This window comes from Variovorax sp. VRV01, assembly GCF_014852545.1.
Lineage (GTDB): Bacteria > Pseudomonadota > Gammaproteobacteria > Burkholderiales > Burkholderiaceae_C > Variovorax > Variovorax beijingensis_A.
In genome coordinates, this window is the sequence record NZ_JACVBS010000009.1 from 251,663 (window position 1) to 276,931 (window position 25,269).

Annotated in this window: 24 protein-coding genes; 14 read left to right on the forward strand and 10 right to left on the reverse strand. The window is 68.2% G+C overall.

The annotated features are described in order from the left end of the window. Nucleotides 1-2 precede the first annotated feature (2 nt). The 6 genes from IB278_RS18175 to IB278_RS18200 all read left to right on the forward strand — a co-directional run bounded on the left by IB278_RS18175 (nt 3) and on the right by IB278_RS18200 (nt 6,796). Nucleotides 3-1,433 carry an MFS transporter gene (locus tag IB278_RS18175; RefSeq protein ID WP_145747477.1) on the forward strand — a complete coding sequence of 477 codons (1,431 nt, stop codon included), beginning with the start codon at nt 3-5 and terminating at the stop codon, nt 1,431-1,433. 20 nt (nt 1,434-1,453) lie between these two features. Then, nucleotides 1,454-2,095: a paraquat-inducible protein A gene (locus IB278_RS18180; RefSeq protein WP_192324658.1), complete on the forward strand. Its 642-nt coding sequence runs from the start codon at nt 1,454-1,456 to the stop codon at nt 2,093-2,095. Next, nucleotides 2,092-2,808 (forward strand): paraquat-inducible protein A, encoded by a 717-nt coding sequence (locus IB278_RS18185; protein WP_145747445.1) that lies wholly within the window; start codon nt 2,092-2,094, stop codon nt 2,806-2,808. The genes IB278_RS18180 and IB278_RS18185 overlap by 4 nt, the downstream gene beginning before the upstream one ends. Further along, nucleotides 2,805-4,451 carry an intermembrane transport protein PqiB gene (locus IB278_RS18190; protein WP_145747446.1) on the forward strand — a complete coding sequence of 549 codons (1,647 nt, stop codon included), beginning with the start codon at nt 2,805-2,807 and terminating at the stop codon, nt 4,449-4,451. The genes IB278_RS18185 and IB278_RS18190 overlap by 4 nt, the downstream gene beginning before the upstream one ends. Continuing rightward, on the forward strand, nt 4,448-5,080 hold the full coding sequence (locus IB278_RS18195) for a membrane integrity-associated transporter subunit PqiC (protein ID WP_192324660.1): 633 nt from the start codon (nt 4,448-4,450) through the stop codon (nt 5,078-5,080). Before IB278_RS18190 ends, IB278_RS18195 begins: the two co-directional genes overlap by 4 nt. A gap of 108 nt (nt 5,081-5,188) precedes the next feature. Next, entirely contained in the window at nt 5,189-6,796 is a 1,608-nt protein-coding gene (locus tag IB278_RS18200) for an MFS transporter (protein WP_192324662.1), read from the forward strand. A 19-nt stretch (nt 6,797-6,815) separates the two neighbouring features. Here the strand turns inward: IB278_RS18200 and IB278_RS18205 are convergent, their stop codons facing one another. Further along, a complete protein-coding gene (locus IB278_RS18205) occupies nt 6,816-8,882 on the reverse strand; it encodes a S9 family peptidase (RefSeq protein ID WP_192324664.1) in 2,067 nt (688 codons plus the stop codon). A 102-nt stretch (nt 8,883-8,984) separates the two neighbouring features. On the opposite strand from IB278_RS18205, the gene IB278_RS18210 reads away from it, so the two are divergent. The 3 genes from IB278_RS18210 (at nt 8,985) to IB278_RS18220 (ending at nt 11,552) form a co-directional block, all read left to right on the forward strand. Then, a complete protein-coding gene (locus IB278_RS18210) occupies nt 8,985-9,641 on the forward strand; it encodes a response regulator transcription factor (RefSeq protein ID WP_145747478.1) in 657 nt (218 codons plus the stop codon). After that, complete coding sequence (locus IB278_RS18215; RefSeq protein ID WP_192324666.1) at nt 9,638-11,011, forward strand: sensor histidine kinase; 1,374 nt, start codon at nt 9,638-9,640, stop codon at nt 11,009-11,011. The genes IB278_RS18210 and IB278_RS18215 overlap by 4 nt, the downstream gene beginning before the upstream one ends. Nucleotides 11,012-11,075: 64 nt before the next feature. Continuing rightward, complete coding sequence (locus IB278_RS18220) at nt 11,076-11,552, forward strand: VOC family protein (RefSeq protein WP_145747451.1); 477 nt, start codon at nt 11,076-11,078, stop codon at nt 11,550-11,552. Nucleotides 11,553-11,565: 13 nt separating this feature from the next. Here the strand turns inward: IB278_RS18220 and IB278_RS18225 are convergent, their stop codons facing one another. From IB278_RS18225 to IB278_RS18245, 5 genes are read right to left on the reverse strand one after another with little or no spacing between them, the layout of a single operon-like run. Then, complete coding sequence (locus IB278_RS18225) at nt 11,566-12,981, reverse strand: MATE family efflux transporter (RefSeq protein WP_225612989.1); 1,416 nt, start codon at nt 12,979-12,981, stop codon at nt 11,566-11,568. After that, a complete protein-coding gene (locus IB278_RS18230; RefSeq protein ID WP_192324668.1) occupies nt 12,978-13,553 on the reverse strand; it encodes a DUF2239 family protein in 576 nt (191 codons plus the stop codon). The genes IB278_RS18225 and IB278_RS18230 overlap by 4 nt, the downstream gene beginning before the upstream one ends. A gap of 43 nt (nt 13,554-13,596) precedes the next feature. Beyond that, nucleotides 13,597-14,058, reverse strand: a complete 462-nt coding sequence (locus tag IB278_RS18235) for a MarR family winged helix-turn-helix transcriptional regulator (RefSeq protein ID WP_192324670.1) — start codon at nt 14,056-14,058, stop codon at nt 13,597-13,599. Continuing rightward, nucleotides 14,055-14,417, reverse strand: a complete 363-nt coding sequence (locus IB278_RS18240; protein WP_192324672.1) for a GIY-YIG nuclease family protein — start codon at nt 14,415-14,417, stop codon at nt 14,055-14,057. The genes IB278_RS18235 and IB278_RS18240 overlap by 4 nt, the downstream gene beginning before the upstream one ends. A 58-nt stretch (nt 14,418-14,475) precedes the next feature. Next, a complete protein-coding gene (locus tag IB278_RS18245; RefSeq protein WP_145747456.1) occupies nt 14,476-14,970 on the reverse strand; it encodes a hypothetical protein in 495 nt (164 codons plus the stop codon). A gap of 116 nt (nt 14,971-15,086) precedes the next feature. Here IB278_RS18245 and IB278_RS18250 point away from each other — a divergent pair, with 116 nt between their 5' ends. The 5 genes from IB278_RS18250 (at nt 15,087) to IB278_RS18270 (ending at nt 20,366) form a co-directional block, all read left to right on the forward strand. Beyond that, a complete protein-coding gene (locus IB278_RS18250) occupies nt 15,087-17,462 on the forward strand; it encodes a Tex family protein (protein WP_192324674.1) in 2,376 nt (791 codons plus the stop codon). 75 nt (nt 17,463-17,537) lie between these two features. Further along, nucleotides 17,538-17,795, forward strand: coding sequence for a type II toxin-antitoxin system Phd/YefM family antitoxin (locus IB278_RS18255; protein ID WP_012747976.1), 258 nt, complete (start codon nt 17,538-17,540; stop codon nt 17,793-17,795). Nucleotides 17,796-17,803: 8 nt separating this feature from the next. Further along, the gene (locus IB278_RS18260; protein WP_192324676.1) at nt 17,804-18,211 is read left to right on the forward strand and encodes a type II toxin-antitoxin system VapC family toxin; all 408 of its coding nucleotides are present in this window, start codon (nt 17,804-17,806) and stop codon (nt 18,209-18,211) included. A 4-nt stretch (nt 18,212-18,215) separates the two neighbouring features. Continuing rightward, nucleotides 18,216-19,292, forward strand: coding sequence for a patatin-like phospholipase family protein (locus IB278_RS18265; protein WP_145747459.1), 1,077 nt, complete (start codon nt 18,216-18,218; stop codon nt 19,290-19,292). A gap of 90 nt (nt 19,293-19,382) precedes the next feature. Further along, complete coding sequence (locus tag IB278_RS18270) at nt 19,383-20,366, forward strand: tripartite tricarboxylate transporter substrate binding protein (RefSeq protein ID WP_145747460.1); 984 nt, start codon at nt 19,383-19,385, stop codon at nt 20,364-20,366. A gap of 7 nt (nt 20,367-20,373) precedes the next feature. Here the strand turns inward: IB278_RS18270 and IB278_RS18275 are convergent, their stop codons facing one another. The 4 genes from IB278_RS18275 to IB278_RS18290 are packed head-to-tail and all read right to left on the reverse strand — an operon-like array spanning nt 20,374 to nt 25,263. Continuing rightward, nucleotides 20,374-20,760 (reverse strand): DUF4150 domain-containing protein, encoded by a 387-nt coding sequence (locus tag IB278_RS18275; RefSeq protein WP_145747461.1) that lies wholly within the window; start codon nt 20,758-20,760, stop codon nt 20,374-20,376. A gap of 17 nt (nt 20,761-20,777) precedes the next feature. Then, nucleotides 20,778-21,512 carry a DUF3540 domain-containing protein gene (locus IB278_RS18280; protein WP_145747462.1) on the reverse strand — a complete coding sequence of 245 codons (735 nt, stop codon included), beginning with the start codon at nt 21,510-21,512 and terminating at the stop codon, nt 20,778-20,780. Continuing rightward, entirely contained in the window at nt 21,509-22,621 is a 1,113-nt protein-coding gene (locus IB278_RS18285) for a pentapeptide repeat-containing protein (RefSeq protein ID WP_192324678.1), read from the reverse strand. Before IB278_RS18285 ends, IB278_RS18280 begins: the two co-directional genes overlap by 4 nt. After that, on the reverse strand, nt 22,618-25,263 hold the full coding sequence (locus IB278_RS18290) for a DUF2169 domain-containing protein (protein ID WP_192324680.1): 2,646 nt from the start codon (nt 25,261-25,263) through the stop codon (nt 22,618-22,620). Before IB278_RS18290 ends, IB278_RS18285 begins: the two co-directional genes overlap by 4 nt. Nucleotides 25,264-25,269 lie beyond the last annotated feature (6 nt).

The following is a 25,269-nucleotide window of genomic DNA, read 5'->3' on the forward strand; positions in this document are numbered from 1 at the left end:
ACATGCAGGCCGCGGCGGCGGCCGACGACCAGGCCGCGCAGCAGCTCGATGGCCTGGACCTGCCCGCGCGCCGGCGCGCGATGCTGGTGATCATCCTCGGCATCATGGTCGCGGTGCTCGACGGCACCATCGTCAACCTGGCGCTGCCGGGCATTGCGCGCGAACTGCAGGCCAGCCCCTCGCATGCCATCTGGGTGGTCAACGCGTACCAGATCGCCACGCTGGTCATGCTGCTGCCGCTCGCGTCGCTCGGCGACCTGGTCGGCTACCGGCGGGTCTACCTGGTGGGCATGGCGGTGTTCACGGTGTCCTCGATCGGCGCCACCTTCGCCGATTCGCTCGCCACGCTGATTGCCGCGCGCACCTTCCAGGGCCTGGGCGCGGCCGGCATCATGAGCGTGAACGCGGCGCTGGTGCGGCTGACCTTTCCGTCGGCGCTGCTGGGCCGCGGCATGGCGATCAACTCGATGGTGGTGGCCACGTCCTCGGTGGCCGGGCCCTCGGTGGCGGCCGCCATTCTCTCGGTGGCTTCGTGGCCGTGGCTGTTTGCCATCAACGTGCCGCTGGGCGCCATCACGCTGGCGCTCGGCCTGCGGGCGCTGCCGTTCAACCGCGTGGCGCCGGCGGCGGGCCTGCGCTTCTCGCCGGTCGACGTGGCGCTCAACGTGCTGATGTTCTCGCTGGTGTTCCTGGGCGTCGACCGGCTGGGCGTGCGCGAGGGCGGCGTGCCCGGCGGCTCGCAGTCGTCGGCCTGGCTCATCCTGCTGGCCGGCGTGGCGGTGGGCTTCGTCTATCTGCGGCGGCAGCGCAGGCTGGCGGTGCCGCTGTTTCCGATCGATCTGCTGCGCATTCCGGTGTTCGCGCTTTCCATGGGCACTTCGGTCGCCGCCTTCTGTGCGCAGATGCTGGCCTACATTGCGCTGCCGTTCCTGCTGCTCGAGGTGTACGGCCGCAGCCACATCGAGGCCGGGCTGCTCATCACCGCCTGGCCGCTGGCCATCGTGGCCATGGCGCCGATCGCGGGCCGGTTGATCGGGCGCTACCCGGACGGGCTGCTCGGCGGCATCGGGCTGGGCCTGCTCGCCACCGGCCTGGCGCTGCTGGCGGCGCTGCCGGCGCATCCGGGCAACGCCGACATCGCCTGGCGCATGGCGCTGTGCGGGTTGGGCTTCGGCCTGTTCCAGTCGCCCAACAACCACACCATCGTGACCTCGCCGCCGGCGCACCGCAGCGGCGCGGCCAGCGGCATGCTGGGCACGGCGCGCCTCACGGGGCAGACGCTCGGCGCGGTGGTGCTGGCCGGCGTGTTCAGCGTCTGGAGCCCGCATGGCGGCCACGGGCCGGTGGTGGCGCTGGTGCTGGCGGCCTGCTGCGCGGGCCTGGCGGCGGTCTTCAGCAGCCTGCGGCTGAAGACGACGGGGCCGGGCGGCTGAATCGGTTAGGGTACGCCCCTATGACGGAAGTACCTGAAACCGTGGTTTGTCCGGGCTGCGACGCGGTCTTCAGCCGCGCGCCCCTGAAGCCGCGCGAGGTATCGCGCTGTGCCCGCTGCGGCACCGAGCTCTACCGCCACGCGGGCGACCAGCAGCGCCGCATCCTGCCGCTGACGGTGGCCTCGCTGATCATGTTCGCCATTGCCAACCTGTTCCCGATCGTCGAGATCGAGCTGCAGGGCCTGCGCAGCCAGACCACGCTGGCCGGCGCGGTGCTGGTGCTGAGCCGGGAGGGCATGTCGGTGGTGGCGCTGCTGGTGCTGGCCACGACGCTGCTCTTTCCGCTGATGCAGCTGTGCATCCTGGCCTACCTGCTGGTGCCGCTCAGCCGCGAGCGTCGCCCGGCCGGCTTTGCGATTCTGGTGCGCGCCATGCAGATGCTGCGGCCTTGGGGAATGATCGAGGTGTTCCTGCTCGGCGTGCTGGTGGCGATCGTCAAGCTCTCGAGCATGGCGAGCGTGGTGGCGGGGCCGGCGCTGTGGGCGTTCATGGCGCTCACGGTCATGCTCACCGCCGTGCTCTCGTTCAATCCCAATGCCTTCTGGGAAATGACTTTTCGCCCGCCTGGCGAATCCGGCGAGCCCGACAGGGAGGCGACGTGAGCGCAGGCGAATTGCAGGCCCCGGACGAGGGCGAAGCGCCGGTGGCCACGGCCAGCGCGCTGGGCCTCGTGGCCTGCCCGCACTGCGATGCCGTCTGGCGCGGCGCCGCCGAGGGCGAGCCCTGCGGGCGCTGCGGCACGCACCTGCACACGCGCAAGCCCTACAGCCTGAACCGCACCTGGGCCTTCCTGATTGCGGCATGCATCATGTACATCCCGGCCAACCTGCTGCCGGTGATGATCACGCGCACGCTGTTCGGCGCGCAGTACGACACCATCCTGAGCGGCGTCATCTATTTCTGGGTGTCGGGCGCCTACGGGCTCGCGGCCATCATCTTCATTGCGAGCTTCCTGGTGCCGCTGTTCAAGCTCACGGTGCTGATCCTGCTTGCCTTGCTGGCGCAGCGCGGCAGCAGCTGGCGCCGGCCCGAGCGCGCCAGGCTCTATCACATCATCGAGATCATCGGCCGCTGGTCGATGCTCGACGTGTTCGTGGTGTCGCTGCTCACCGGGCTGGTGCAGATCCAGGGCTTTGCGGTCATCAACGCGGGCGTGGGCATTGCGGCCTTCGGATCGGTGGTGGTGCTGACGATGCTGGCCTCGCTGAGCTTCGACCCCAGGCTCACCTGGGACAGCAGGCACGAACAGCAGCAGGAAGCCGAACGGGAACGCCGGGAACCGGCACGCGACAACAGGGAACACAAGCCAGCATGAGCGACGACGAAGCCAGACCCCCCAACGATCCATCGCCCCCGTCCGGGCTTCCTCCGCCGCGCGTGGTGCGCCGGCGCGAATGGCTGCCCTCGCTGATCTGGCTGATACCCATCGTGGCCGCGCTGGTCGGCGTGATGCTGGTGGTCAGGATCCTGATGCAGCGCGGGCCCGAGATCGTTCTCACCTTCAACACGGCCGAGGGCCTGGAGGCCAACAAGACGGCCGTCAAGTACAAGGACGTGCAGATCGGCACGGTGCAGAGCCTGCGGCTCGCGCGCGACCGCTCGCATGTGCGCGTGACCGTGCAGCTCAGCAAGGAGGCCGAGAGCTTCACCGCCGAGGATTCGCGCTTCTGGGTGGTGCGGCCGCGGCTCGACACATCGGGCATCTCGGGCCTGGGCACCTTGCTGTCGGGCGCCTACATCGGCGCCGACGCGGGCGTGTCGAAGGAAACCGCGAGCGAGTTCAAGGGGCTGGAGGTGCCGCCGATCGTCACGCGCGATGCCTCGGGCCAGCAGTACCTGCTGCGCGCCACCGACGTGGGCTCGCTCGACGTGGGTTCGCCGGTGTATTTCCGGCGCATCAAGGTGGGCCAGGTGGCGGCCTACGAACTCGACGGCGACGGCCGCGGCGTGACGCTGCGCATCTTCGTCAATGCGCCCTACGACAAGTTCGTGGGCGTCAACACGCGCTTCTGGCAGGCCAGCGGCATCGACGCGCAGCTCAGCGCCAGCGGCTTCACGCTGCGCACGCAGTCGCTCGCCACCATCCTGCTCGGCGGCATTGCCTTCCAGGCGCCCGATGACGCCATGGGCCCGCTGGCCAAGGAGAACACGGCCTTCACGCTCGCGCAGGACGAAACCGCGGCCATGAAGGAGCCCGACGGTCCTCCGCAGACGCTGCTGATGTACTTCAACCAGTCGCTGCGCGGCCTGGCGCCGGGTGCACCGGTCGATTTCCGCGGCGTGGTGATCGGCGAGGTCAAGTCGATCGGCGTGGAGTTCGACCGCGCCGAGCGCGAGTTCCGCATGCCGGTGCTGGTGCAGGTCTATCCAGACCGGCTGCGCCGCCGCGCGGGCGAAAGTGGTGTGGAGTCGCGCGCCACCCAGCAGGAGCGGCTGCGCTTCCTGGCCGAGAAGGGGCTGCGCGCGCAGCTGCGCAACGGCAACCTGCTGACCGGGCAGGTGTACGTGGCGCTCGACTTCTTCCCCAAGGCGCCGCCCGCCAGGATCGACATGGCGAAGAACCCGATCGAGCTGCCCACCATCGCCAACAGCCTGGACGAGATCCAGTCGCAGGTGCAGGAGATCGCGAGCAAGCTCAACAAGGTGCCCTACGAGCAGATCGCGGCCGACCTGCGCACCACGCTCGCCTCGCTCAACAAGACGCTGGCCAGCACCGAGCAGGCGGTGAGCCGCATCAACACCGACCTGACGCCCGAACTGGCTGCCGCCATGAAGGACGTGCGCAAGACGGTCAACAGCGCCGAGCGCACGCTGGCCGACGACTCTCCGCTGCAGCAGGACATGCGCCAGACGCTGCGCGAGCTGACCCGCGCCGCAGGCTCGGTGCGCGTGCTGACCGACTACCTCGAGCGGCATCCCGAGTCGCTCTTGCGCGGAAAACCGGACGACAAGAAATGAAGAACAGGAAAAAGCTGCTTCCGCTCGCGGCCATCGCAGCGCTGGTGGTCCTCGCGGGCTGCGCGAGCAAGCCCGACAACTACTACACGCTGGCCAGCGCGGTGCCGGCTTCGGAGGCGGCACCGCCGACCCTCGGCACCGCCGCGCCGCTCTACATCGAGCTGGCGCCGGTGGCGGTGCCCGAGCGGCTCGCACGGCCGCAGATGGTGGTGGGCCGGGCGAACGGCAGCGTGCAGGTCGACGTGCTCGAGCAGCACCGCTGGGCCGCATCGTTCGAGAACGAGCTGCAGGACGCGCTGGCCAGCGGCATCGCGGCGCGGCTCGGCGCGCTCGATGTCACCAAGGGCGGCCGCCAGTCTTCGCAGCCCGTGTGGCGCGTCGCGGTGCAGGTGCGCCGGTTCGACGCGGTCGATGGCGGCCGGGTGGACGCGGGCTTCAACTGGACGCTGCGGCGCTCCGACCAGCCCCGCACGATGGCGTGCCAGCTGGACGTGGGTGAAGCGGTTGCGGGCGGCATCGATGCGGTGGCGCAGGGTGCGCAGCGCGTCACCGCCGCGGCGGCCGAGGCCATTGCGCGCAGCGTGAACGCGGCGCGGGCGGATCCGGCGGCGACCGCCTGTCCGACCTGATTCTTTCTCGCTTCCCCCCGGGGGAGGGCAGCCCCCATCCCAGCCTTCCCCCGGCGGGGGAAGGAGCAAGACAGGCATCTGCTTCTGGAAGATGGATCGGAGATCACCATGGCACAGATCGGAAAGGCGCCCTGCGACAACACGCTGATCCTGCACGGCACCGTGGCGCGAGAGGGCGAGGGCGCCTGTCCCGAAGCCTCCAAGCCCTGGGTGCTGGCCGCGGCCATCGTGGGCTCGAGCATGGCCTTCATCGACGGCACGGTGGTCAACGTGGCACTGCCGGCCATCCAGGCCGACCTGCGGGCCACGGCGTTTCAGGCGCAGTGGGTGGTCGAGTCCTATGCCTTGCTGCTGGCGGCGCTGCTGCTGGTGGGCGGCGCGCTCGGCGACCACTTCGGGCGGCGCCGCATCTTTGCGATCGGCGTGGGCATCTTCGCCGTTGCTTCTGTGGCTTGCGGGCTCTCGGGCAGCGTGCAGCAGCTGATTGCCGCGCGCGCGGTGCAGGGCATCGGCGCGGCCTTGCTGGTGCCCGGCAGCCTTGCGCTCATCAGCGCCGCATTTCCCGAGAAGGAGCGCGGCAAGGCCATCGGCATCTGGTCGGGCTTCAGCGGCATCACGGCGGCCGCGGGGCCGGTGCTGGGCGGCTTCCTGGTCGATCATTTCTCGTGGGCCTGGGCCTTCCTCATCAATGTGCCGATGGCGCTGCTGGTGCTGTGGATCACATGGCGCCACGTGCCCGAGAGCCACGGATCATCGGCCAGCGGCGGGCTCGACCTGGTGGGCGCACTGCTGGCCACCGCCGGGCTCGGCGGCATCGTCTACGCGTTCATCGAGGCGCCCACGCGGCACTGGAGTTCGCCCGCGGTGCTGGCGGCGCTGGGCATCGGCATCGCCGGCAGCGCGGGCTTCATTGCCGCCGAGCGCAGGGCACGCACGCCGATGCTGCCGCTCGCGCTGCTGCGCATCGGCAACTTCAGCGGCGCCAACCTGCTGACCCTGCTGCTGTATGCGGCGCTCGGCGGCGGGCTGTATTTCTTGCCGCTCAACCTGATCCAGGTGCAGGGCTACTCCGCCACCGTGGCGGGCGCGGCGCTGCTGCCGTTCATCCTCATCATGTTCGCGCTCTCGGGCTGGGCCGGCCAGTTGGTCGACCGCTTCGGCCCGCGGCTGCCGCTGGTGATCGGCCCCGCGATTGCCGCGGCGGGCTTCGCACTGTTCGCGGTGCCGGGCGTCGAAGCGAGCTACTGGCGCGGCTTCTTTCCCGCGGTGGTGGTGCTGGGCTTCGGCATGACCGTGACCGTGGCGCCGCTCACCACTACCGTGATGAACGCGGTGGGGCCGGAGCTGGCGGGCGTGGCCTCGGGCGTCAACAATGCGGTGTCGCGCGCGGCCGCGGTGCTGGCCATTGCAGTGTTCGGCGTGGTCATGGCCTGGGCCTTCGACGGCGCCCTGGCCGAGAGCCTGCGCGGCATGGGGGCTTCGCCCGAGGCGACGGCATTTCTCGAAGGCGAGCGCAGCAAGCTGGCCGGCGCAGCACTGCCGCCGGGCGTCGATGCGGCCACCGCCGCGGCCATGAAGAAGGCCGTGGCTGAATCCTTCGTCGCGGGCTTTCGCTGGGTGATGCTGCTGAGCGCGGGGCTGGCGGTGCTCAGCGCGTTGAGCGCCTGGCTGATGATTGGCGGGGTGGCTGCAAAAGAACACGGCAGCGGCAGGTAGAAAAGTCGCCTTGCGGCTGCTATTGCCGGGGCATCAGCTCATAGAAATCGAACCCGTTGCTGCGCCCGCCAAGGCACTTCGCCAGGGTGTCTTCGATCTTGCGCCATTGCGCGAGCCGGTTGCGCCACTTGCGCACACTGTGGCCCTCGTCAGGAAAGCTCATGTACTCGACCGGCCGACCGAGCTTCTGGAGCGTGGCCACCACGTCCTCAGAATCCTGCCGCAACACGCGCACGTCGTTGGCACCGTGAATCACGAGCAACGGCGCGGTGATGCGGTCGATCTGCGAGATGGGCGAATCTTGCAGCATGCGGGCGCGCTCCTCCGGCTTGTTCACATCGCCGAAAAAGACGGCGAAGTAGTGGCGGTTGCGCCAGAAAGGCGGCCAGTTCTCGATCACGCGGGGCCAGTTGGCGACGCCCACCAGGTCGACGCCACAGCGATAGTCGTGCGGCTTCTGGATAAGCTGGGCAAGGACCGAGAAACCGCCGAAGCTGCCACCAAGCACGGCCATCCGTTTCGGGTCGGCCACGCCCTGGTCGACGGCCCATTGCACGGCCTCCGCGATATCGCGCTGGAGCCGTCCGTTGGTTTCGCGTGCGCCGGCCATCATGAAGGCTCGCCCATAGCCGCTGGAGCCACGGTAGTTCACGTAGAGAACGGCGTAGCCCCGGTTCGCGAGCATCTGCGTCGGCGTGAAGCCGGCGGACTGCCATGAGTCGCGGACCCAGGGGCCGCCGTGGACGTTGACTACGAGCGGCACGGGCCCCTGGACACCGCGTGGGCGCACCAGATAGCCGTGTATCACCAGGCCGTCGGATGCCTTGAAGGAAAACGGCTCCATGGGCGAGAAGAGGTCGGCGGTCGGTTCGCGCGGTGGCGTGAGCCGCGTGAGTTGACCGCTCGCGCGGTCCAGCAGTAATTCGACACCTTCGTTCTCGGTGGTCGAGCGCAGCACGATGCGGCGCATGTCGTTGGCCATGCTCGCGGGGCGCGTGATGACGGGCTCAGCCTCCAGCCAGCCGCGCTCCCGGGCCGTCTTCACGGCACCGGCCACTTCAGCGCCCAGCACGCTATCGAGAAAGGCAATACGTGGGCGGCCGGGTTCGGAAACATATGCTATCGGCGCCCCCTGCTGTGGCGGGAACACGCCGTAGTCGAGATCGACTTCGGCATCTTCCGCGAGCAGCTTCTCGGTGCCGGTGGCGAGATCGACCTCAACCATGGCAAGCTTGTCGCGTCCCACATTCGTCAAGGCCCAGAGCCGGCCCATGCCGAGATCGACGCGCTGCGGCCAGAAGGAATCGAATGCCTTCACCGTTCTGAAGGCGCGCCAACTGCCGTCGGGCTGGCGCAGTTCCAGCAGCCGGTCCGAGCCGTCGGCGCTTCCGAGCTGCCGCATCCGGCCCGCGAGTTCGCGCCGCGTGTCGATGAACCAGGCCAGCACGCGACTGTCGGGATTGCTGCGCGCAATTTCGCGCACGGTGCGCGTGCGGGCATCGCCTTCGAAAAGATCCATGCTGGAGCGGTCCCGCCGATTGCTCGCGAAGAGAAAAGTGGCGCTGCCTGGCGCGCCCCATCCCAGCATCGTCGAGCGCACGCCTGGCCAGGGCGTCACGGCCCACGGCTTGGCGCTTGGAGCCTCGGTGTCGAGCACGAAGATCTGCGTGTTCTCGTCCCCCGTGAAATCCTTGAGATAGGCCAGGTGGCGGCTGTCGGGCAGCCACATGTAAGTGGGCCCGGACACGAACGGTCGGGCGAGCGTGCCGATCGCGAAGGTTCGGGTGCTCGCGCTTTTGACCTCGGCGGCATCGGACGTCTTGCGCACGCCAAGCCCGACGTCGGTGCCGACCGCCTGCACCCATACGAGCTGTTGGCCATCGGGTGAAAGAACATGGCCGTTGACTGCATCGATGTTCGCTACGAAGCGCCGCATCGGCACAAGAGGCGGAAGCGTGTCGTCCTGCCGCGCCGACACCAGCGAGGGGTGCGTGGGACCGGCGGCGCAGCCGGCGAGCAGTACTGCGGCGCCGCACAGGGCCGCCAGGGCGGCGTACCAACGGCTTGGGGGTCGGATGTTTCTCATGCTTTTCGTCCCTCGTGAATGTTCGGGTGTGCGGTCAGGGCCCGGATTCTGCGGGTGGCAACCTTTGGCTTTGCCAAAGGTTTGCTCGCGCACAATGGCCAGGTGCACATCCTGTTGATCGAAGACGACCTTGAACTTGGCCGCGCCCTGCAGGCCGCGCTCAAGGTCGACGGCCTGAGCAGCGAATGGCGCCGGCGGGCGGTGGATGCACCGCGCGAACTGGACGGGAGTGCCTTCGACTGCGTGCTGCTCGACCTGTCGCTGCCCGACGGCAGTGGCTTCGACCTGCTCGCTCGCTGGCGGCGCGAGGGCAGCAGCCTCCCGGTCATCGTGATCACCGCCCGATCGGCGGTGGAAGACCGGCTGGCCGGACTCGACGGAGGCGCTGACGATTTCGTGATCAAGCCCTTTGCCACCGCCGAACTGATTTCGCGCATACGCGCCGTGCTGCGCCGCTCGGCGCGGCAGGCCAGCGAGGTGTGGACCCTGGGCGCGCTGGCCATTGAACCACGCCGGCATGTGGCGTACTTGAACGGCGAGCCGCTGGAACTGTCGCCGCGCGAATTCCGGCTGCTGCTCGAACTGGCGCGCGAGCCGGGCGCGGTGGTCGCCAAGGGTGTGCTCGCACAAAAGTTGGAGCCATTGGGCGAGCCGGTGGATTTCGCCGCGGTGGAGGTGCATGTGTCCAACCTGCGGCGCAAGATCGGCGCCGCCATGGTGCACACGGTGCGCGGCGTGGGCTACATGCTCGTGTCATGAGCAGGCTGTGGCGCCCCTCGCTCGTGCAGCGGGTGTTTCTTGCGGTGCTGCTGGCGTTCGTTTTCGTGCTGCTGGCATTGCAGGCGTACATGTACATCAACTTCCGGCAGTCGCTGACCGTCGACCAGGGGCTGAGCAAGCTCGGCAGGTCGTTGACCCAAGCGATCTCCCAGCTCGACGACGAAGCGCGCGTGCGCGACGTGGTCGCCTCGGCCGAAACGATCTACAAGACCATGCGGATCAGCGGCAACCCGGCAGGGACGCTCCGGTTCCAGCTGTCGGACCGCGGGGGCAAGCTGATTCATTCATCGCCGGAACTGCGCGGCGAGATCCTGGCCGGCCCGCTGCGAAAGGTAGCAACGCAGCACATCGATTGCGAGGCGTATTGGGTTTACCAGGATGAGACCCCGCGCTGGTCGCTGCGCATTGCAGAGCCCGAGCGCACGTTCGCCAAGGTGCTGCCCAACAACACGCGCAGCGTCCTGCCTTACCTGCTGCTCGCCTTTCCTATCGTGCTGTTGCCGGTCTGGCTTGCGGTGAAGCACGGCTTGCGGCCATTGCGGCGCCTGGCCGACGGCATCGGGCGTCGCAAGGTATCCGACCTTTCGCCGCTTGGCGTCGATCCGCCCTATGCGGAACTCAGGCCGCTGGCCTCCGCACTCGAGCGCATGCTGCAGCAACTGCGCGACAAGGTGGAGCGCGAGCGCGCGTTCGTGCATGACGCCGCGCACGAACTGCGAACACCAATGGCGGTCATTGCGGCACAGGCGCATGCGCTGGCTGGTGCGGACAGCAGCGAGAGCCGCGGCCGTGCCCAGGCTCATCTGGAGCAGGCGATCGCGCGGGCCTCCCACCTGACGCAGCAACTGCTCGATCTTGCGCTGCTGGACGATGCCCAACCCGCAGTGCCGAAGCACGTCGACGTTGCGCAGCAGGCCCGCGAGATCCTCGCGCAGGCAGCGCCGCGCGCCATGGCGCGCGGCATCGAGCTGACATTCGATGCCCCGGACAGCCTGGACGCGTCCATCGACGTGCCCGCGTTCCAGTCGATAGTGGAGAACCTGCTCAACAACGCGGTTCGGTATGTGCACGACGGTGCGCACGTGGCAGTGACGCTTCGCGCCGAAGACTCGGCAACCTTGGTGCTCACGGTGGCCGACGATGGTCCCGGTATTCCTGCGGACGAACATCAACGGGTGTTCGAGCGCTTCTATCGCGCAGCGGGCCACGAAGCGCCTGGTTCCGGCTTGGGCCTTTCCATCGTCAGGCAGGCTGCTGGGCGCATGGGGGGTGGGGTGAAAGTGACCGAGGGCCTTTCGAACCGGGGCGTGGGGTTCCGTGTCGTGCTGCCCTCGGGCGCGAGGGATTGACAAACTTCCCGGGTTGCCTCGATACTGAACCTTTCAGTTCATTATCAAAGACTCAGGAGATCCCATGCAGAAGATCGTTCCCTGCCTCTGGTTCGACGGCAACGGCGAAGACGCGCTCAAGTTCTACAGTTCGATCTTTCCGAACTCGCGCGTGACCGACAGACTGCTCTGGGGCGACACCAATCCGAGCCTCAAGGGCTCGCTGCTGACCGCCACCTTCGAGCTCGACGGGCAGGCGTTCATGGTGCTCAACGGCGGGCCGCAATACAAGTTCACGCCGGCCATCTCGATGCTCGTGCAGTGCGAGACACAGGCCGAAGTGGACCACTACTGGGACAGGCTGCTCGAGGGCGGCGGCCAGCCCGTGCAGTGCGGCTGGCTCACCGACCGCTACGGCGTGTCGTGGCAGGTCGTGCCGATGGCGATGGTCCGGATGTTCCAGGACAAGGATTCGGCCAAGGCCGCCCGCGCGATGCAGGCGATGATGAAGATGATCAAGCTCGATCTCGCCGTGGCGCAGAAAGCATTCGACGGCGAGTGAGCAAGCGCCGTCCCTACACCAGCCGCCGGATCGCCTTCCTGCGCCACACCAGCCGGTAGTAGGCCGTCTGCAGCAGCAGCATCGCGCCGAAGGTCACGGGGTAGGCCCACCAGATGCCGTTGAGCCCGATGCGGTGGCTCATGAACCAGGCCATGGGCACCTCGATGCCGATCAGGCAGAGGATCGAGATGGCCGTGGGCACCAGCACCGAGCCGCTGGCGCGCATGATCCCCGAGATGGCCGAGGCCATGCCGAAGATCACGAGGCTCCACAGCATGATGTGCAGCAGCGTCTGCGCGATCTCGATCACCGGCGCGCTGGTGATGAAGAAGCCCATGAGGTGGCGCGAGAACAGGTAGCCCAGCAGCACCAGGCCGCCGGTCAGCACCAGGTTCATGAGCAGCGCAGTCTTGGCGATGGCCCCCAGCCGGTCGGCCCGGCCCGCCCCGATGGCCTGCGCGCCAAGAATGGACGCCGTGATGGCGATCGAGATGGCCGGGAACTGCACGTAGGCCACCACCTGGTTCACCGCGCCATAGGCCGCGGTGGCGCTGGAGCCATAGCTGTTGACCAGCGACAGCAGCGCCACCTCGGCCAGCGCCACCACGATCATCTGCACGCCCGTGGGTATGCCCACCTTGAGCACGGCCTTCAGCAGCTTGGGATCGATGCGCAGGTGGCGGATGAACTCCGCATCGGGCGCCAGCGGACTGCCGCGGCGGCGCAGGCGCCAGCCCAGCCACAGCGTGGCGAGCACGAAGGCCAGCACCGAGGCCCAGGCCGCGCTCGCAACGCCGAGCTGCGGCAGGCCGCCCCAGCCGCGGATCAGCGCGGGCGTGACCACGAGGCCGGTTCCGGTGGAGATCAGCAGCGTGAGCAGCGGCGTGACCGTGTCGCCGACGCCGCGCAGCATGGCGGTGGAGAGCAGGAACACGAACAGCCCCGGCATCGCGATCAGCATGATGCGCGCATAGCGCGTGGAGTCGGCCAGCACGTCGGGCGGCGTGCCCAGGAAGGCCAGCAGCGGCGTCGTGAAGGCGCCGCCGAACACGGCCACCGCCAGCCCGAGCAGGATGCCCACCGACAGCGCGGTGCCCGCAATGGCCTTGGCCTTGGCGGCATCGCGCGCACCCCAGGCCTGGCCGATCAGCACCGAGGCGCCGGCGCCCAGGCCGATGACGAAGGCGATGAAGAAGAACATCACCGGAAAGAAGCTCGACACGGCCGCGAGCGCGCCGACGCCGATCATCTGGCCGATGTAGATGTTGTTGATGGTGCCCGACATCGACTGCAGGATGTTGCTGAGCAGCATCGGCGCGAGGAAGAACAGGAAGGTCTTCCACAGCGCGCGCGGCGCGCCCACGGGCGCCACCGGCGTGCCGTGCAGGCCGCTCTGGCCGGTGGCTGCGCTTTCAGGGCTTGCTCTCATGCGGTGGTGCTCCATCCGGCGGCGGACAATTTTTGAAGGTGGATGCGCAGGTCCGCAGGCCAGGAGCCGATCAGCGCCTCGAAGCGCTCGCGTTCGCCCGCGAACAGCGCGCGGGTGGCCTCCTCGAAGCCGGGCAGGGCGCCGGCGATCGCGGTCATGAAGCGGTAGGCGGCTTCGCGCGATGCGCGCACGGCGTCGCGGTCGGCGTTGACGCGGCTCGCTTCCTGGACCAGCCGCCGCAGCGCGACCGAGGCGCCGCCGGGCTGGCGGTTGAGCCAGTCCCAGTGGCGCGGCAGCAGGGTGACTTCGCGCGCGATCACGCCGAGCTTCGGGCGGCCCACGCCTCGCGGGGTTTCCTCGGGGGCCTCGGCGCCGGCTGCATGCGCCACCACGCCGGCCCGGTTGTGCACGTCGAAGTCGAGCTGTTCACCGGTCTGTTCGTTGAACACGAGATAGGGCGTGTCGTCCTTGCGCTGGCGCAATTGTGCGAGCACGTCGGCGGTGCTGCCCTGGGCGATGCACTTGAAGGCCGCAAAAACTATCAGGTTGCCGGGTGGCGTGTCGGATGGCATGTCGGATTTCTTTGTTCTTCGGGGGCGGTCGAAACGGGCGGCGTCAGTAATCTACCCGTTGGACCGCTCGGTCGTACGGCGTGCCGTCGTGGCAAAGCGCAAGGAGCGCAGCGTTGATCTGCGACAGGCTTTCCGGAGCCAGCGATTTCACCGTATCGGCACAGATTGCTTCGGCGGTCGTGACGGCAGCTTGCATCAATTTTCTGCCGCCGGGGCGAATGGCTGCGTGGCGGCCGTCTCCATTGGCGCCAGCCGTGCGTTCGGCCAGTCCCGATTTTTCGAGCAGGACCATTTTGCGAATCAACGCCGAAACCGGCAACCCCAGGGATCGGGCAAGGTCGGCCGCCGGCATGCGGCCGCCTTCGGCGCCCAGGAGCCGATGAAGCAGCGTGAAGTCTTCGTAGTTCAGGCCATGGAAGGCGCCCAACTCCTCTTGGAGCTTCAGGTTCAGGCTGGCGTGGGCGCGGCCGATGTTGAGGCACAAGGCCAGCGGATCGATGCTCATGGGGCGTCGTAGCCCCGGTCGCCGTGGCACTGAAGCTCCTCGCGCCAGAGCACAAGGAGCTTTTCGAGTTCCGCGGCGCGGTCGAAGGCCGAGTCGTCGCGTTCCTTGACGCGGTCGATCACCTCGAAGCTGAAGTTCGCCGCACCATGCGCGGCCCAGTCGCGCACCAGCGCCTTGTTGCGGTGCGAACCCAGGCCGAGTTCGAAGCGGGCGCGGTTCATGGCTCCCTCCACATCGAGGCTGCCGGCCACGTAGAGGCGGCCGCTGAGCGTGTTGCGGACGGCGAAGACGCCCGCGGGGCGAACCGTTTCCTTGTATTTCCTGGCGAGGGCGCGCCTCGTTTCCTGGGGCATGTTCATGCGCCATATATTACCCGGGTAAAATAAAAACACAATATACCCGGGTAAAAATAGGCGATCACCCCTCGCGCACCCGCCGCCATCCCCGTGCGAGCCGGCGATTGAGGGCCCGCACCACGCGCCATGGCCGGCTTTCGCGCACAAGCGCCAGCACATGGTCCTTCCAGGCTTTCCAGCGCGGATACCAGCGCGCGAACAGCGGAATGCGCATGAGCGCGGGCTCAACCAGCTGGAAGATGCGCGCGACGAAGGCGGTGCCGACCAGCTTGGCGGCGACCAGCACCGTCACGCCGCTCGCGGCATGGCCGCGGCCGAACAGGAACAGCGCAAGCACCTTGACCGGCAGCAGCAGGAGCACCGGCAGCAGGAAGGCCAGCAGCGCGGCCCACGGCGGCAGTTCGCGCAACCGGTTTTCGAGCCGCGCCCAGAGCGGCAGCCGCGCGAGGCGGCGCACCAGCGCGGCGAGCGGCTCCCAGCCCCATTCCTCGAACAGCAGGATGGGGACGAGCAGCGCCGCGGCAAGGGCGCGCAGGAAGCGGATGAAGAAGCGCATGGCCACGGCATTGTGACCGCGGGCCGATGCGCGCTCGCCGCACCCTATGGCAAACTTCCGCGCTTTATCCGCAAGGCGTCCGAACGGCGTCGCCAGTTCCAGGGATCCCCTCCGACATGCAAAAAATCATTCGCCAGCTCGCCGCCGAGATCAAGGTAGGCGAGCACCAGGTGAAGGCGGCCATCGAACTGCTCGATGGCGGTGCCACCGTTCCGTTCATTGCCCGCTACCGCAAGGAAGTGACCGACGGCCTCGACGACATTCAATTGCGCGAACTCGAGGCGCGCCTTTCGTACCTGCGCGAGCTCGAAGACCGCCGCGCCGCGGTGCTCAAGAGCATCGACGAGCAGGGCAAGCTCACGCCGGAACTGCGCACCGCGATCGAATTCGCACCCACCAAACAGGAGCTCGAGGACCTGTACCTGCCGTTCAAGCAGAAGCGCCGGACCAAGGGCCAGATCGCGCGCGAGTTCGGCATCGAGCCGCTCGCCGACAAGCTGTTGGCCGACCCCACGCTCGACCCTGCCATGGAGGCCAAGGCATTCCTGCAGCCCGCCACCACGCTCGATGACGGCAAGCCCGGCCCCGATTTCTCGACCGTTCCCGCGGTGCTCGATGGCGTGCGCGACATCCTCTCCGAACGCTGGGCCGAAGATGCCGCGCTGGTGCAGAGCCTGCGCGAATGGCTCTGGAACGAAGGCCTGCTCAAGTCCACGCTGATGGCCGGCAAGGACGAGAACAACGCCGACATCGCCAAGTTCCGCGACTACTTCGACTACGACGAGCCCATCGGCCGCGTGCCTTCGCACCGGGCACTGGCGGTGTTCCGCGGCCGCGCGCTCGACATCCTCGACGCCAAGCTGGTGCTGCCGGTCGAGCCCGAGCCGGGCAAGCCCAGCATCGCCGAAGGCCGCATCGCGCTGCATCTGGGCTGGAGCCATGCGGGCCGCCCGGCCGACGACCTGATCCGCAAGTGCGTGGCCTGGACCTGGCGGGTGAAGCTTGCGCTTTCCACCGAGCGCGACCTGTTCACCCGGCTGCGCGAAGAGGCCGAGAAGGTCGCGATCAAGGTGTTTGCCGACAACCTGCGCGACCTGCTGCTGGCCGCGCCGGCCGGCCCGCGCGTCGTGATGGGCCTCGACCCCGGCATCCGCACCGGCGTGAAGGTGGCCGTGGTCGATGCCACCGGCAAGCTGGTCGAGACCGCCACCGTGTTCCCGCACGAGCCGCGCAAGGACTGGGAAGGCTCGCTGCACACGCTCGGCAAGCTGTGCGCCAAGCACGGCGTGAACCTGATCGCCATCGGCAACGGCACCGCCAGCCGCGAGACCGACAAGTTGGCCGCCGACCTCATCAAGCTGCTCGCCAAGATGGCCGCGCAGGCTGGCGCGCCCGAGATGAAGGTCGACAAGGTGGTGGTGAGCGAGGCCGGCGCGTCCGTGTATTCGGCCAGCGAATTCGCCTCGCAGGAAATGCCCGACGTGGACGTGAGCCTGCGCGGCGCGGCGAGCATTGCGCGGCGTCTGCAGGACCCGTTGGCCGAGCTCGTGAAGATCGATCCCAAGAGCATCGGCGTGGGCCAGTACCAGCACGACGTGAACCAGAGCGAGCTCGCGCGCACGCTGCAGGCCGTGGTGGAAGACTGCGTGAACTCGGTGGGCGTGGACCTGAACACAGCGAGCGTTCCGTTGTTGAGCCGCGTCTCGGGCCTGTCGGCCAGCGTGGCCAAGGCCGTGGTGCGCTGGCGCGAAGCCAACGGTGCGTTCTCCACGCGCAAGCAGCTGCTCGACGTGAGCGGCTTCGGCCCCAAGGCCTTCGAGCAGAGCGCGGGCTTTTTGCGCATCCGCGGCGGCGCCGACCCGCTCGACGTGACGGGCGTGCACCCCGAGACCTATCCGCTGGTGGAGCAGATCATCGTCAAGACCGGCAAGCCGATCTCCGAGCTGATGGGCCGCGCCGAGATGCTCAAGACGCTGAAGCCCGAGCTGTTCGCCAACGAAATGTTCGGCGTCATCACGGTGAAGGACATCCTGGGCGAACTCGAGAAGCCCGGCCGCGACCCGCGCCCGGACTTCAAGGTGGCGCGCTTCAACGACGGCGTGGACGACATCGCCGACCTGAAGGAAGGCATGGTGCTCGAGGGCACCGTGAGCAACGTGGCGCAGTTCGGCGCCTTCGTCGACCTGGGCGTGCACCAGGACGGTCTGGTGCACGTGAGCCAGCTCAGCCACAAGTTCGTGAACGATGCGCGCGAGGTCGTGAAGACCGGCGACATCGTCAAGGTCAAGGTGATGGAAGTGGACGTGGCGCGCAAGCGCATCGGCCTGTCGATGAAGCTCGACGCGGCGCCCGCGCGCCGCGACGGCCCGCGCGACAACCGCTTCGAGGGTGCGGGACGCGGCCAGCAACAAGGCCCGCGCCGCGACAACTCGCCGCAGCCCGCGGGGCAGATGGCGAGCGCGTTTGCCAAGCTGCAGGGGTTGCGCAAGTAGAGAGGGAGAGGGCGACTGCAGATCTGCGGCCGGCCTGTTAAACTAGTCATCACACTAGTCTGATAGAGGCTGCAAATGAAAACCTGGCCCGTCCAAGACGCGAAGGCGCGTTTCAGCGAATTTCTGGAGGCCTGCCTGGCCGAGGGGCCGCAGATGGTCACCAAGCGGGGCACCGAGGCCGCCGTGCTGGTGCCGGCGGCAGAGTGGCGGCGATTGCACGCCACGGCCAAGCCCTCCCTCAAGGAGTTGCTGCTCTCGGCGGAGGCGCGCACGGAATTTCTCGTTCCGCAGCGCGGCGCAGCGCGCCGGCGGCGCATCACGCCGATTCGCTGAGCCGCGGCATGTACCTGCTGGATACCAATGTGATCTCGGAATTGCGCCGACCTCGTCCGCATGGTGCGGTCGTCGCATGGCTTGCGCCGATTGCCGACAGCGACCTGCATCTTTCCGCAGTGACGATCGGCGAGATCCAGGCCGGCATCGAAATCACGCGCGAGCAGGATGCCGCCAAGGCCGACGAGATCGAGCAATGGGCGGCCCTGGTGGCCGCCTCGTACAACGTCCTGCCCATGGATGCCGAAACGTTCAGGCTGTGGGCCCGGCTGATGCACCGCAGCTCGAACACGCTCTATGAAGATGCCATGATCGCCGCCACCGCAAAGCAGCATGGACTGACGGTCGTGACCCGCAACGTCGGCGACTTCGCCAGCTTCGGTGTCGAAATCTTCAACCCGTTCGGCGCGGCATGAGGAAATGAAAGCCCTGCGCATCTACGCCGGCCCCGCCGCCCGCAAGCACATCGAACAGCACGGCCTGCGCCCGCAGGACGTGCGCACCATTCCCGGCGCGGCGGGCGGGCCCAAGGGCCTGATCCTCGGGCCGCTCGACCGCTTCATCTTCGGGCGCTGGCTCACACAGTCGAGCCAGCCGGTGCACCTGGTGGGCGCGTCCATCGGCGCATGGAGGCTTTCGACCGCGTGCCTGGCCGATCCGCAGAAAGCCTTCGCGCGCTTCGAGCACGACTACGTGCGCCAGCAGTTCGAGGTGCCGCCGGACCAGAAGCGGCTGAGCCCGCAGCAGCTCAGCGCGCGCTTTGCCGAGAGCCTGCTCGACTTCTACGGCGGGCGCATCGGCGAGGTGCTGCACCACTCGCGCTACAAGCTGCATGTCGTGACTTCGCGCGGCCGCCACATCCTCGGGCGCGAGGGCAGGGCGCGCACGCCCTTCGGCTACCTGGGCGCCTTCGCCACCAACAGCCTGCATCGCAAGGGGCTGGGCGCATGGCTCGAACGCTGCGTGTTCTCCACGCCCGGCGCAGCCTTGCCTTTCGGCACCAAAGATTTCCGCACGCGCCAGCACGCGCTCAGCGAAGAGAACTTCAATCTGGTGCTGCAGGCCTCGTGCTCCATTCCGTTCCTGTTGGCCGCGGTGCACGACATTCCCGGTGCGCCGCGCGGGGCGTATTGGGACGGCGGCATCACCGACTACCACCTGCACCTGGACTACCAGCCGGCCGACGAAGGCATCGTGCTGTATCCGCATTTCCAGCGTGCGGTGGTACCGGGCTGGCTCGACAAGGGCCTGCGCTGGCGCCACAGGTCCACCAGTTTCCTGGACCGCATGGTGGTGCTGGCGCCCGATGCCGACTGGGTGCGGTCGCTTCCCAATGGCAAGCTGCCCGACCGCAAGGACTTCATCCGCTTCGCGAACGACGCGCAGGCGCGCATCGGCGCATGGAGCAGGGCCACGCGCGAGGCAGAGCGGCTTTCCGACGAGTTCGAGGCCTGGCTCGCAACCGGCAGTCGCACACGCGACATCCTGCCGCTCTGAACAGGCTCCGCCGGGGCAAACCCCGAGGGGCTGCCCGCGCAGCGCCTTCGAGAATGGCCAGCTCACTCTTCTCAGAGAAAGCCGCCACTCATGCCGCAGGTCCCCATTTCACGCCGCCGATTCACCCTTGCCGCCGTCGCCGCCGCGACCGTTCCGATGCCCGTGCTGGCACAAGGCACCTGGCCCAGCAAGCCGATCCGCATCATCGTGCCCTACACGCCGGGCGGGTTCACCGACCAGATGGCGCGGCTGGTGCAGGTCGGCCTGCAGGCGCGGCTCGGCCAGCCGGTGCTGGTAGACAACAAGCCGGGCGCGAACAGCCTGATCGGCGTCGATGCCATTGCCAAGGCCGCGCCCGACGGCAGCACCTTCGGCGTCGTCATCGCGGCCTATGCGGCCAACACCACGCTGTATCCCAAGCTGCCCTACGACCCGCAAAAGGACCTGACGGGCGTTTCGCTGATGGGCATCTCGCCGCTGCTGGCCGCAGTCAACGTCGATGCGCCGTTCAAGACCGCGCGCGAGCTCATCGACTACGCGCGTGCGAATCCCGGCAAGGTGAGCTTCGGCTCGTCAGGCAACGGCTCGGCCGCGCACCTGACGACCGAGCTGTGGAAGTCGCTCACGCAGACCTACATGATCCACATTCCGTACCGCGGCGCAGTGCCCGCGCTCACGGACCTGATGGGCGGCCAGATCCAGCTGTTCTTCGACGCACCCACGGGCCTCATCAACCAAGCCAAGGCGGGCAAGGTGCGGCTGATCGGCGTGGCGGGCGACAAGCGGCTGGCGGCCGCGCCCGATGTTCCGACCTTCATCGAGCAGGGTTTCGCGGGCTTCACCGGCAGCACCTGGGCCGGCATGCTGGCGCCGGCCGGCACGCCGCGCGACGTCGTCAAGCGCATGTCAGAGGAGGTGGCGCGCATCATCAAAAGCGACGAGACGCGCGCCAGGCTCGACGCCATGGGCACCATTCCGGCGGGCAGCACGCCCGAGGAGTTCGATGCCTTCATCAAGGCCGAGACGGCCAAGTGGGGCAAGGTCATCCGCACGGCGGGCGTGAAGGCGGAATAGGAAAACCTCAGGCTGCCAGCACCAGCACCTTGAACTGGCTCGGCACGATCCGCATGCCGACGATGTTGCAGCGGTTCTGCACCGACAGGCTGGTCATGCGTGTGCAGGGCGTGCCCTTGAGCAGCACGGTGAAGGCCCCGGTGACGTGGCGCGAGGGCCCCATCACCGTCTGCGACACCACGCCCATCAGCACGCCCGCGTTGTCGCCGTTGGTGATCGGCGTGACGGTGGCCAGGTTGTGGGCCGGCGCGCCGCCGAAGAGGATGTTCCAGGCGTTGGGGATGGCCGTGGGTCCGAGCGCGATGTTGGGGTAGGGAATGGGCAGCGCCGGCGGCGTCTTGCAGACGTCGGGGAAGGCGAGATCGAGGCCCATCATCTGGCAGTTGGCGAACATGCGGTGCTCCTTTTCTTTCAGCCCATGTGGATCTGCTCGGCGTCGACCTTGACCAGCCCCTTGCTGGTCAGCAGCGTGTTCTTCGAATGCAGGCGCAGGGTCTGCTCGGCCTCGATGTCGATCTGGCCGGCGCGCACCTGTTCCACCTCCTCGGTCAGGCGGAAGCTCGAGCGGGTGAGCAGGTTGAGGCGATCCAGCACCACCTCGCAGGCGCGCCCGACGAAGCGCGACACCAGCACGCTGAAGCGGATGTGGCCGCCCTGGTAGTCCATCTCCCCGATCTCGCAATGGGCCCGCCGGGCCTGCGCGCGCCACTCGGGCGACTGCATGGCGATCGAGGTGTCCGACTCCAGCGCCATGGGGCCGGCGCTGCGCGCGCGGATACCACCCGCGCGCGACACCAGCGTCAGGTCGCCGTCCACGGCCAGCGTCGACTGGCGCGGGTCGGCCTGGGCTACCACCGCGATGACGAAGCTCTCGCCCTGGCGGGTCGAGGTGATCAGCACCGTATCGCCCGGCGCAGGTTGCAGCAGGCAGCTGGCGACGCGGCGGCAGCGCAGTGATCCCTGGCCGTCGTCGAGGCCGACCTCGAACCAGGGATCGCCATCGCAGGCGATCACGGTGGCGGTCCGCATGCCGGAGTCCGCGCGGGCCGCGTGCGAAGGGCGCTGCATCAGCGGATCCAGCACGCCTTGCGTTGCATGGCGTGCGGTGGCGGTCGTGCCGCCGACGGTGGTCCGGGTGGAGGTCATGGGCTTTCTTTCTTGGGGCGGCGGCCATGGACGTCCCGGTCCAGGCGGGATGCGCGCTCGGGCTGCTGGAGCGCCACCTTCTCGGCTTCGTGCAGGGCAGGGTCCCGATCCAGCGTACCCAGGCGGGTGCTGAACCTGGTGCCATCCAGGTCGGCGCGGTGAAGCACGGTGCGCAGGAAGGCGGCATCGCGGAAGTCGGCCTGGACCAGCGAGGCATAGGAAAAATCGGCGTAGTCCAGGCGGCTGCCGGTGAATGCAGCGTGCCCGCAGTGCGCACGATGGAAGACGCCCTGTTCGAGTTGCGCCTGCGAGAAGTCCGCGCCGTCGAGGTGGGCGTCGACCCAGATGCTCTGCTGGAAGTGGCCGCGCCGCGCATCGACGCCGCGCAGGTCGGCCTCGGGAAACAGGCACTGCATGGCCTGCGCCCCTGCCAGCACCGCGTTGCGCAGGTCGGCGCCCTTGAAGTTGCACTGCGTGAGGCGCGCATCGCGGAATCGGCACGCCGCCAGCACCGCATCGATGAACTGGCAGAGGTGGAACTGCTGTCCGGAGAAGTCCTGCCCCGCAAGATCCGCCTCGCTGAAGATCGCGTTCGTGAAGCTGGCCCCGTTGTAGCGCGTGCCCGTCAGCGTTGCGCGAAAGAAGATGGTCGACGAGAAGGCCACCGCATTGAAGGAGGCGCCCGTCAGGTCGCACTCGGAGAACACGGCCTTGTCGAGGCTGGCACGGTCCAGGCAGGCGTTGCGCAGTTCGCTTCGATGGAAGTTCGCCTGGTCCATGAAGGCCTCTTCCAGCCGAACGCCCGACAGCGTGCAGCCGCTGAACACCGAATGCGGCATGGAGGCCGCATCCAGCACCGCATCCTGCAGGCTGCACTCGTGGAAGGCGGCGCGCGTCAGCTCCGCCGACGGCAACTGCGCCTGGTCGAAGCGGCATTTCTCGAAGAGGGATTCGCCCAGGCGCGCGGCATCGGCCTGAACGCCCCGGAAGCTGCATTCGCTGAACACGCCGCCACGCAGGTCGATGCCCCTCATGTCCATGTTGCTGAAGTCCTTCTCGCGGATCGGCTCACCATTGCGGACCTGGGCTGCCAGCGTCCCGGCGTTCACGCGCCGCCCGCCTCGGCGCGCCGGGGCAGTGTCTTGATCTGGTCGATGTGGGCACCCAGGGTGAGCGTGCCGCGGCTGATGAGGACCTGCGCGACATCGGCACGGAACAGGTTGGCCTCGCCCAGGTCGGCATCGACCAGGCAGGCCTTCTGAAGATTGGCATTCATGAGATTGGCGAGCCGCAGGGAGGCACGCGTGAGATCGGCGCGGATGAAGAGGCTGTCGGGCGCCGCCGCCGCGCGCAGGTCCGCGCCCTTGAGCGACGCGGAGGAAAAATCGCAGGTATCGAGCGTAGCCCGCCTGAAGTTCGCGCCGTCGAGCGGCAGCTCGCGCAAGGTGCAATGCACGAGCGTGGCATCCTCGAAATCGGCCCCGCGAAGATCCGTGGTGCCAACGAAGCTGGTGGCCTTGAGCATGGCACGGCGAAACCGGATGCCTTTGTCGAGCGGTGTGTGGACCCAGCTGCAGGCTTCGACGGCGGCGCCGGAGAAATCCACCGACTCGAATTCGGCCTGCACGAACAGCACCTTTTCCAGGCGTGCCTCGCCGAAGTCGCAGCGGGCCAGCCGGCAGTGTTCGGCCATGCTCAGGTAGCTCAGGTCGGCACGCCGCAGGCTGCAATCCGCGAGCTCGATTCCCTGCAGCAACAGATGGCTCCACTTCGCTTCGTCGAGGCAGCAGCCGGCCAGGCGCAGCTTTTCCATCTGCGTGCGCTCGAAGCGGGCCTGTGCGAAGTTGGTGTTTTCGCAGCGGGCGAGGCTGAGGTTGGCACGCTCCAGGTTGCAGCCCGTCAACGACGCCTGGCTCAGGTCGGCGCGCACCAGCACCGATTGGCTCAAGTCGGCGCCATCCAGGCGGCTGCCCTGGAGGCGGGCGCCTTCGAGCAAGGTCTGGTGCATGCGGGCGCCCCGCAGATCGAGGCCCGACAGGTCGCAGCCTGTCAGATCCATGGCGGACAGGTCGCGGTCCGCGGCCATGGCGGCGAGTACGCGTTCGCGCGCCTGCGCATTGTGTTGCGCGGCCATCGGATCGGCAGCGGCCTGGTGGTGAGCCCCCATGCGGTACAGCGCCAGCATGCCCCGCCGGCCCCGCTGTCCGGCGGACTGCAGCTCGGCGTGCTCGGCGGCGCTCATCGCCGGAGTGCCGGTGGCCGCGGCGATGCCGGCCAGCCCCTTGACGATCGTCTCGGCCTCGAATTTCGGCGGGCCCTTGAGCTGCGCGTTCTGGCTTTCCTCGATGATCCGGCTGCTGTCGAAGCCCGCCTTGCGCGATTCGGATGCGTTGTCCCGGGCCGCCTTCGCGACCTCCTGCCTGGCTTCCTCCAGCTTGCGTTCCTGTTCGCGCTGGTAGGCGCGCGTCTTCTCGATGAACTCGGGCAGTTCGGCCAGCGTGGGCATCTTGCCGAAAGGCGCCGGCAGCGGCCGTTCCCGGAAATGGCGCGCCTTGTGGCCGGCCTCCAGGCCGCGGGCCGTCAGCTCGGCGCGCAGGCGCTCGCCCCTGTCCTTGATGTTCCTCGCCAGGATCGATTCGCGCGCGTCGATCTGGTCCAGCCAGGGGCCGATGGCCGAGGCCGGCAGCAGTTCCTCGTCGAGCAGCGCATGGATCGCGCCTTTCTCCAGGTCGCAGCGATTCTCGAAGACCTGCTCGTAGTGGGAGAGGGGGCGCAGGGGGCTGTCCGGCGCCTCCATCGCCGGCATGACATGCGTGATGTCCGCGGCATCGTCCTCGACGATGGACGTCTCGCCGTGGAAGATCAGCATGACCTGCGCCACGTGCGGGAAGAACCAGGCGGTGGTCAGCCGCAGCGGCACCTCTTCCAGCGCAAGGGGCCGCGCAGACTTTCTCGCCACAAAGCCGCGTGCGCGCAGATCCGGAAGCCGTCCGCGCAGCACCGCATGCTCCGGGTGCATGTTCCAGATCTCGTAGGGTGCGGCTGCGGGGATGGACAGTTCGTCGTTCCAGCGCTGTTCCGGGGCCGCGGCGTTGAAGAACTGCCAGTCCATGTCGCGCGCGAAGCCGGGGTACAGCGTCTCGCGCCACTGGTCGCCGTAGTCCGATCCCAGCAGCTTCAGGCGCTCGGGCAGATCGACGTCCATCGCACCCGGGCAGGCGGGGGCCGGACGCCGGTCGGGGCGGTCTATGCCATCGCCCGGGCGTTCGACGTTGGGAAGCCGCTGCACCAGCAGGCCGTTGACCATCTCGGGTGCATACCCGATGCCCGCGGGGTTGGCGGCAAAGCCGGGGCCGCCGAACGCGTGCCGCCAGTCCAGGCGCATGGTGTCGAAAGCCTGCGGTTCGGTGGCGCGTCCATCCAGCCAGTAGCGGTCGCCCGAGACGAGAAACTGGCGCCGCAAGGCGCCGACGCGCAGGTCGACCGCGCAGCGTGTCTTGTCCTGCTGATGGCAGGTGTAGGCCTGGCCGCTCACCAGGAACTCGGGCTGCAGCTTGGGAATGCCGAGATCGATCGCGGACTGGTTTCCCACTTCGGCAGAGACGGTCTTCCAGAGCTCCGTCTCCGGCAGCAGCACGCCCCCTTCGCCGAGGGTGTGCATGCCGATCACGGTGAGCGCGAGACGCTGGCTTTGCGCGCGCAGGAAGGGCCGGGTCAGGACGCTCAGGCGCAGGGGCTTGATGGTTTTCACAGGGGG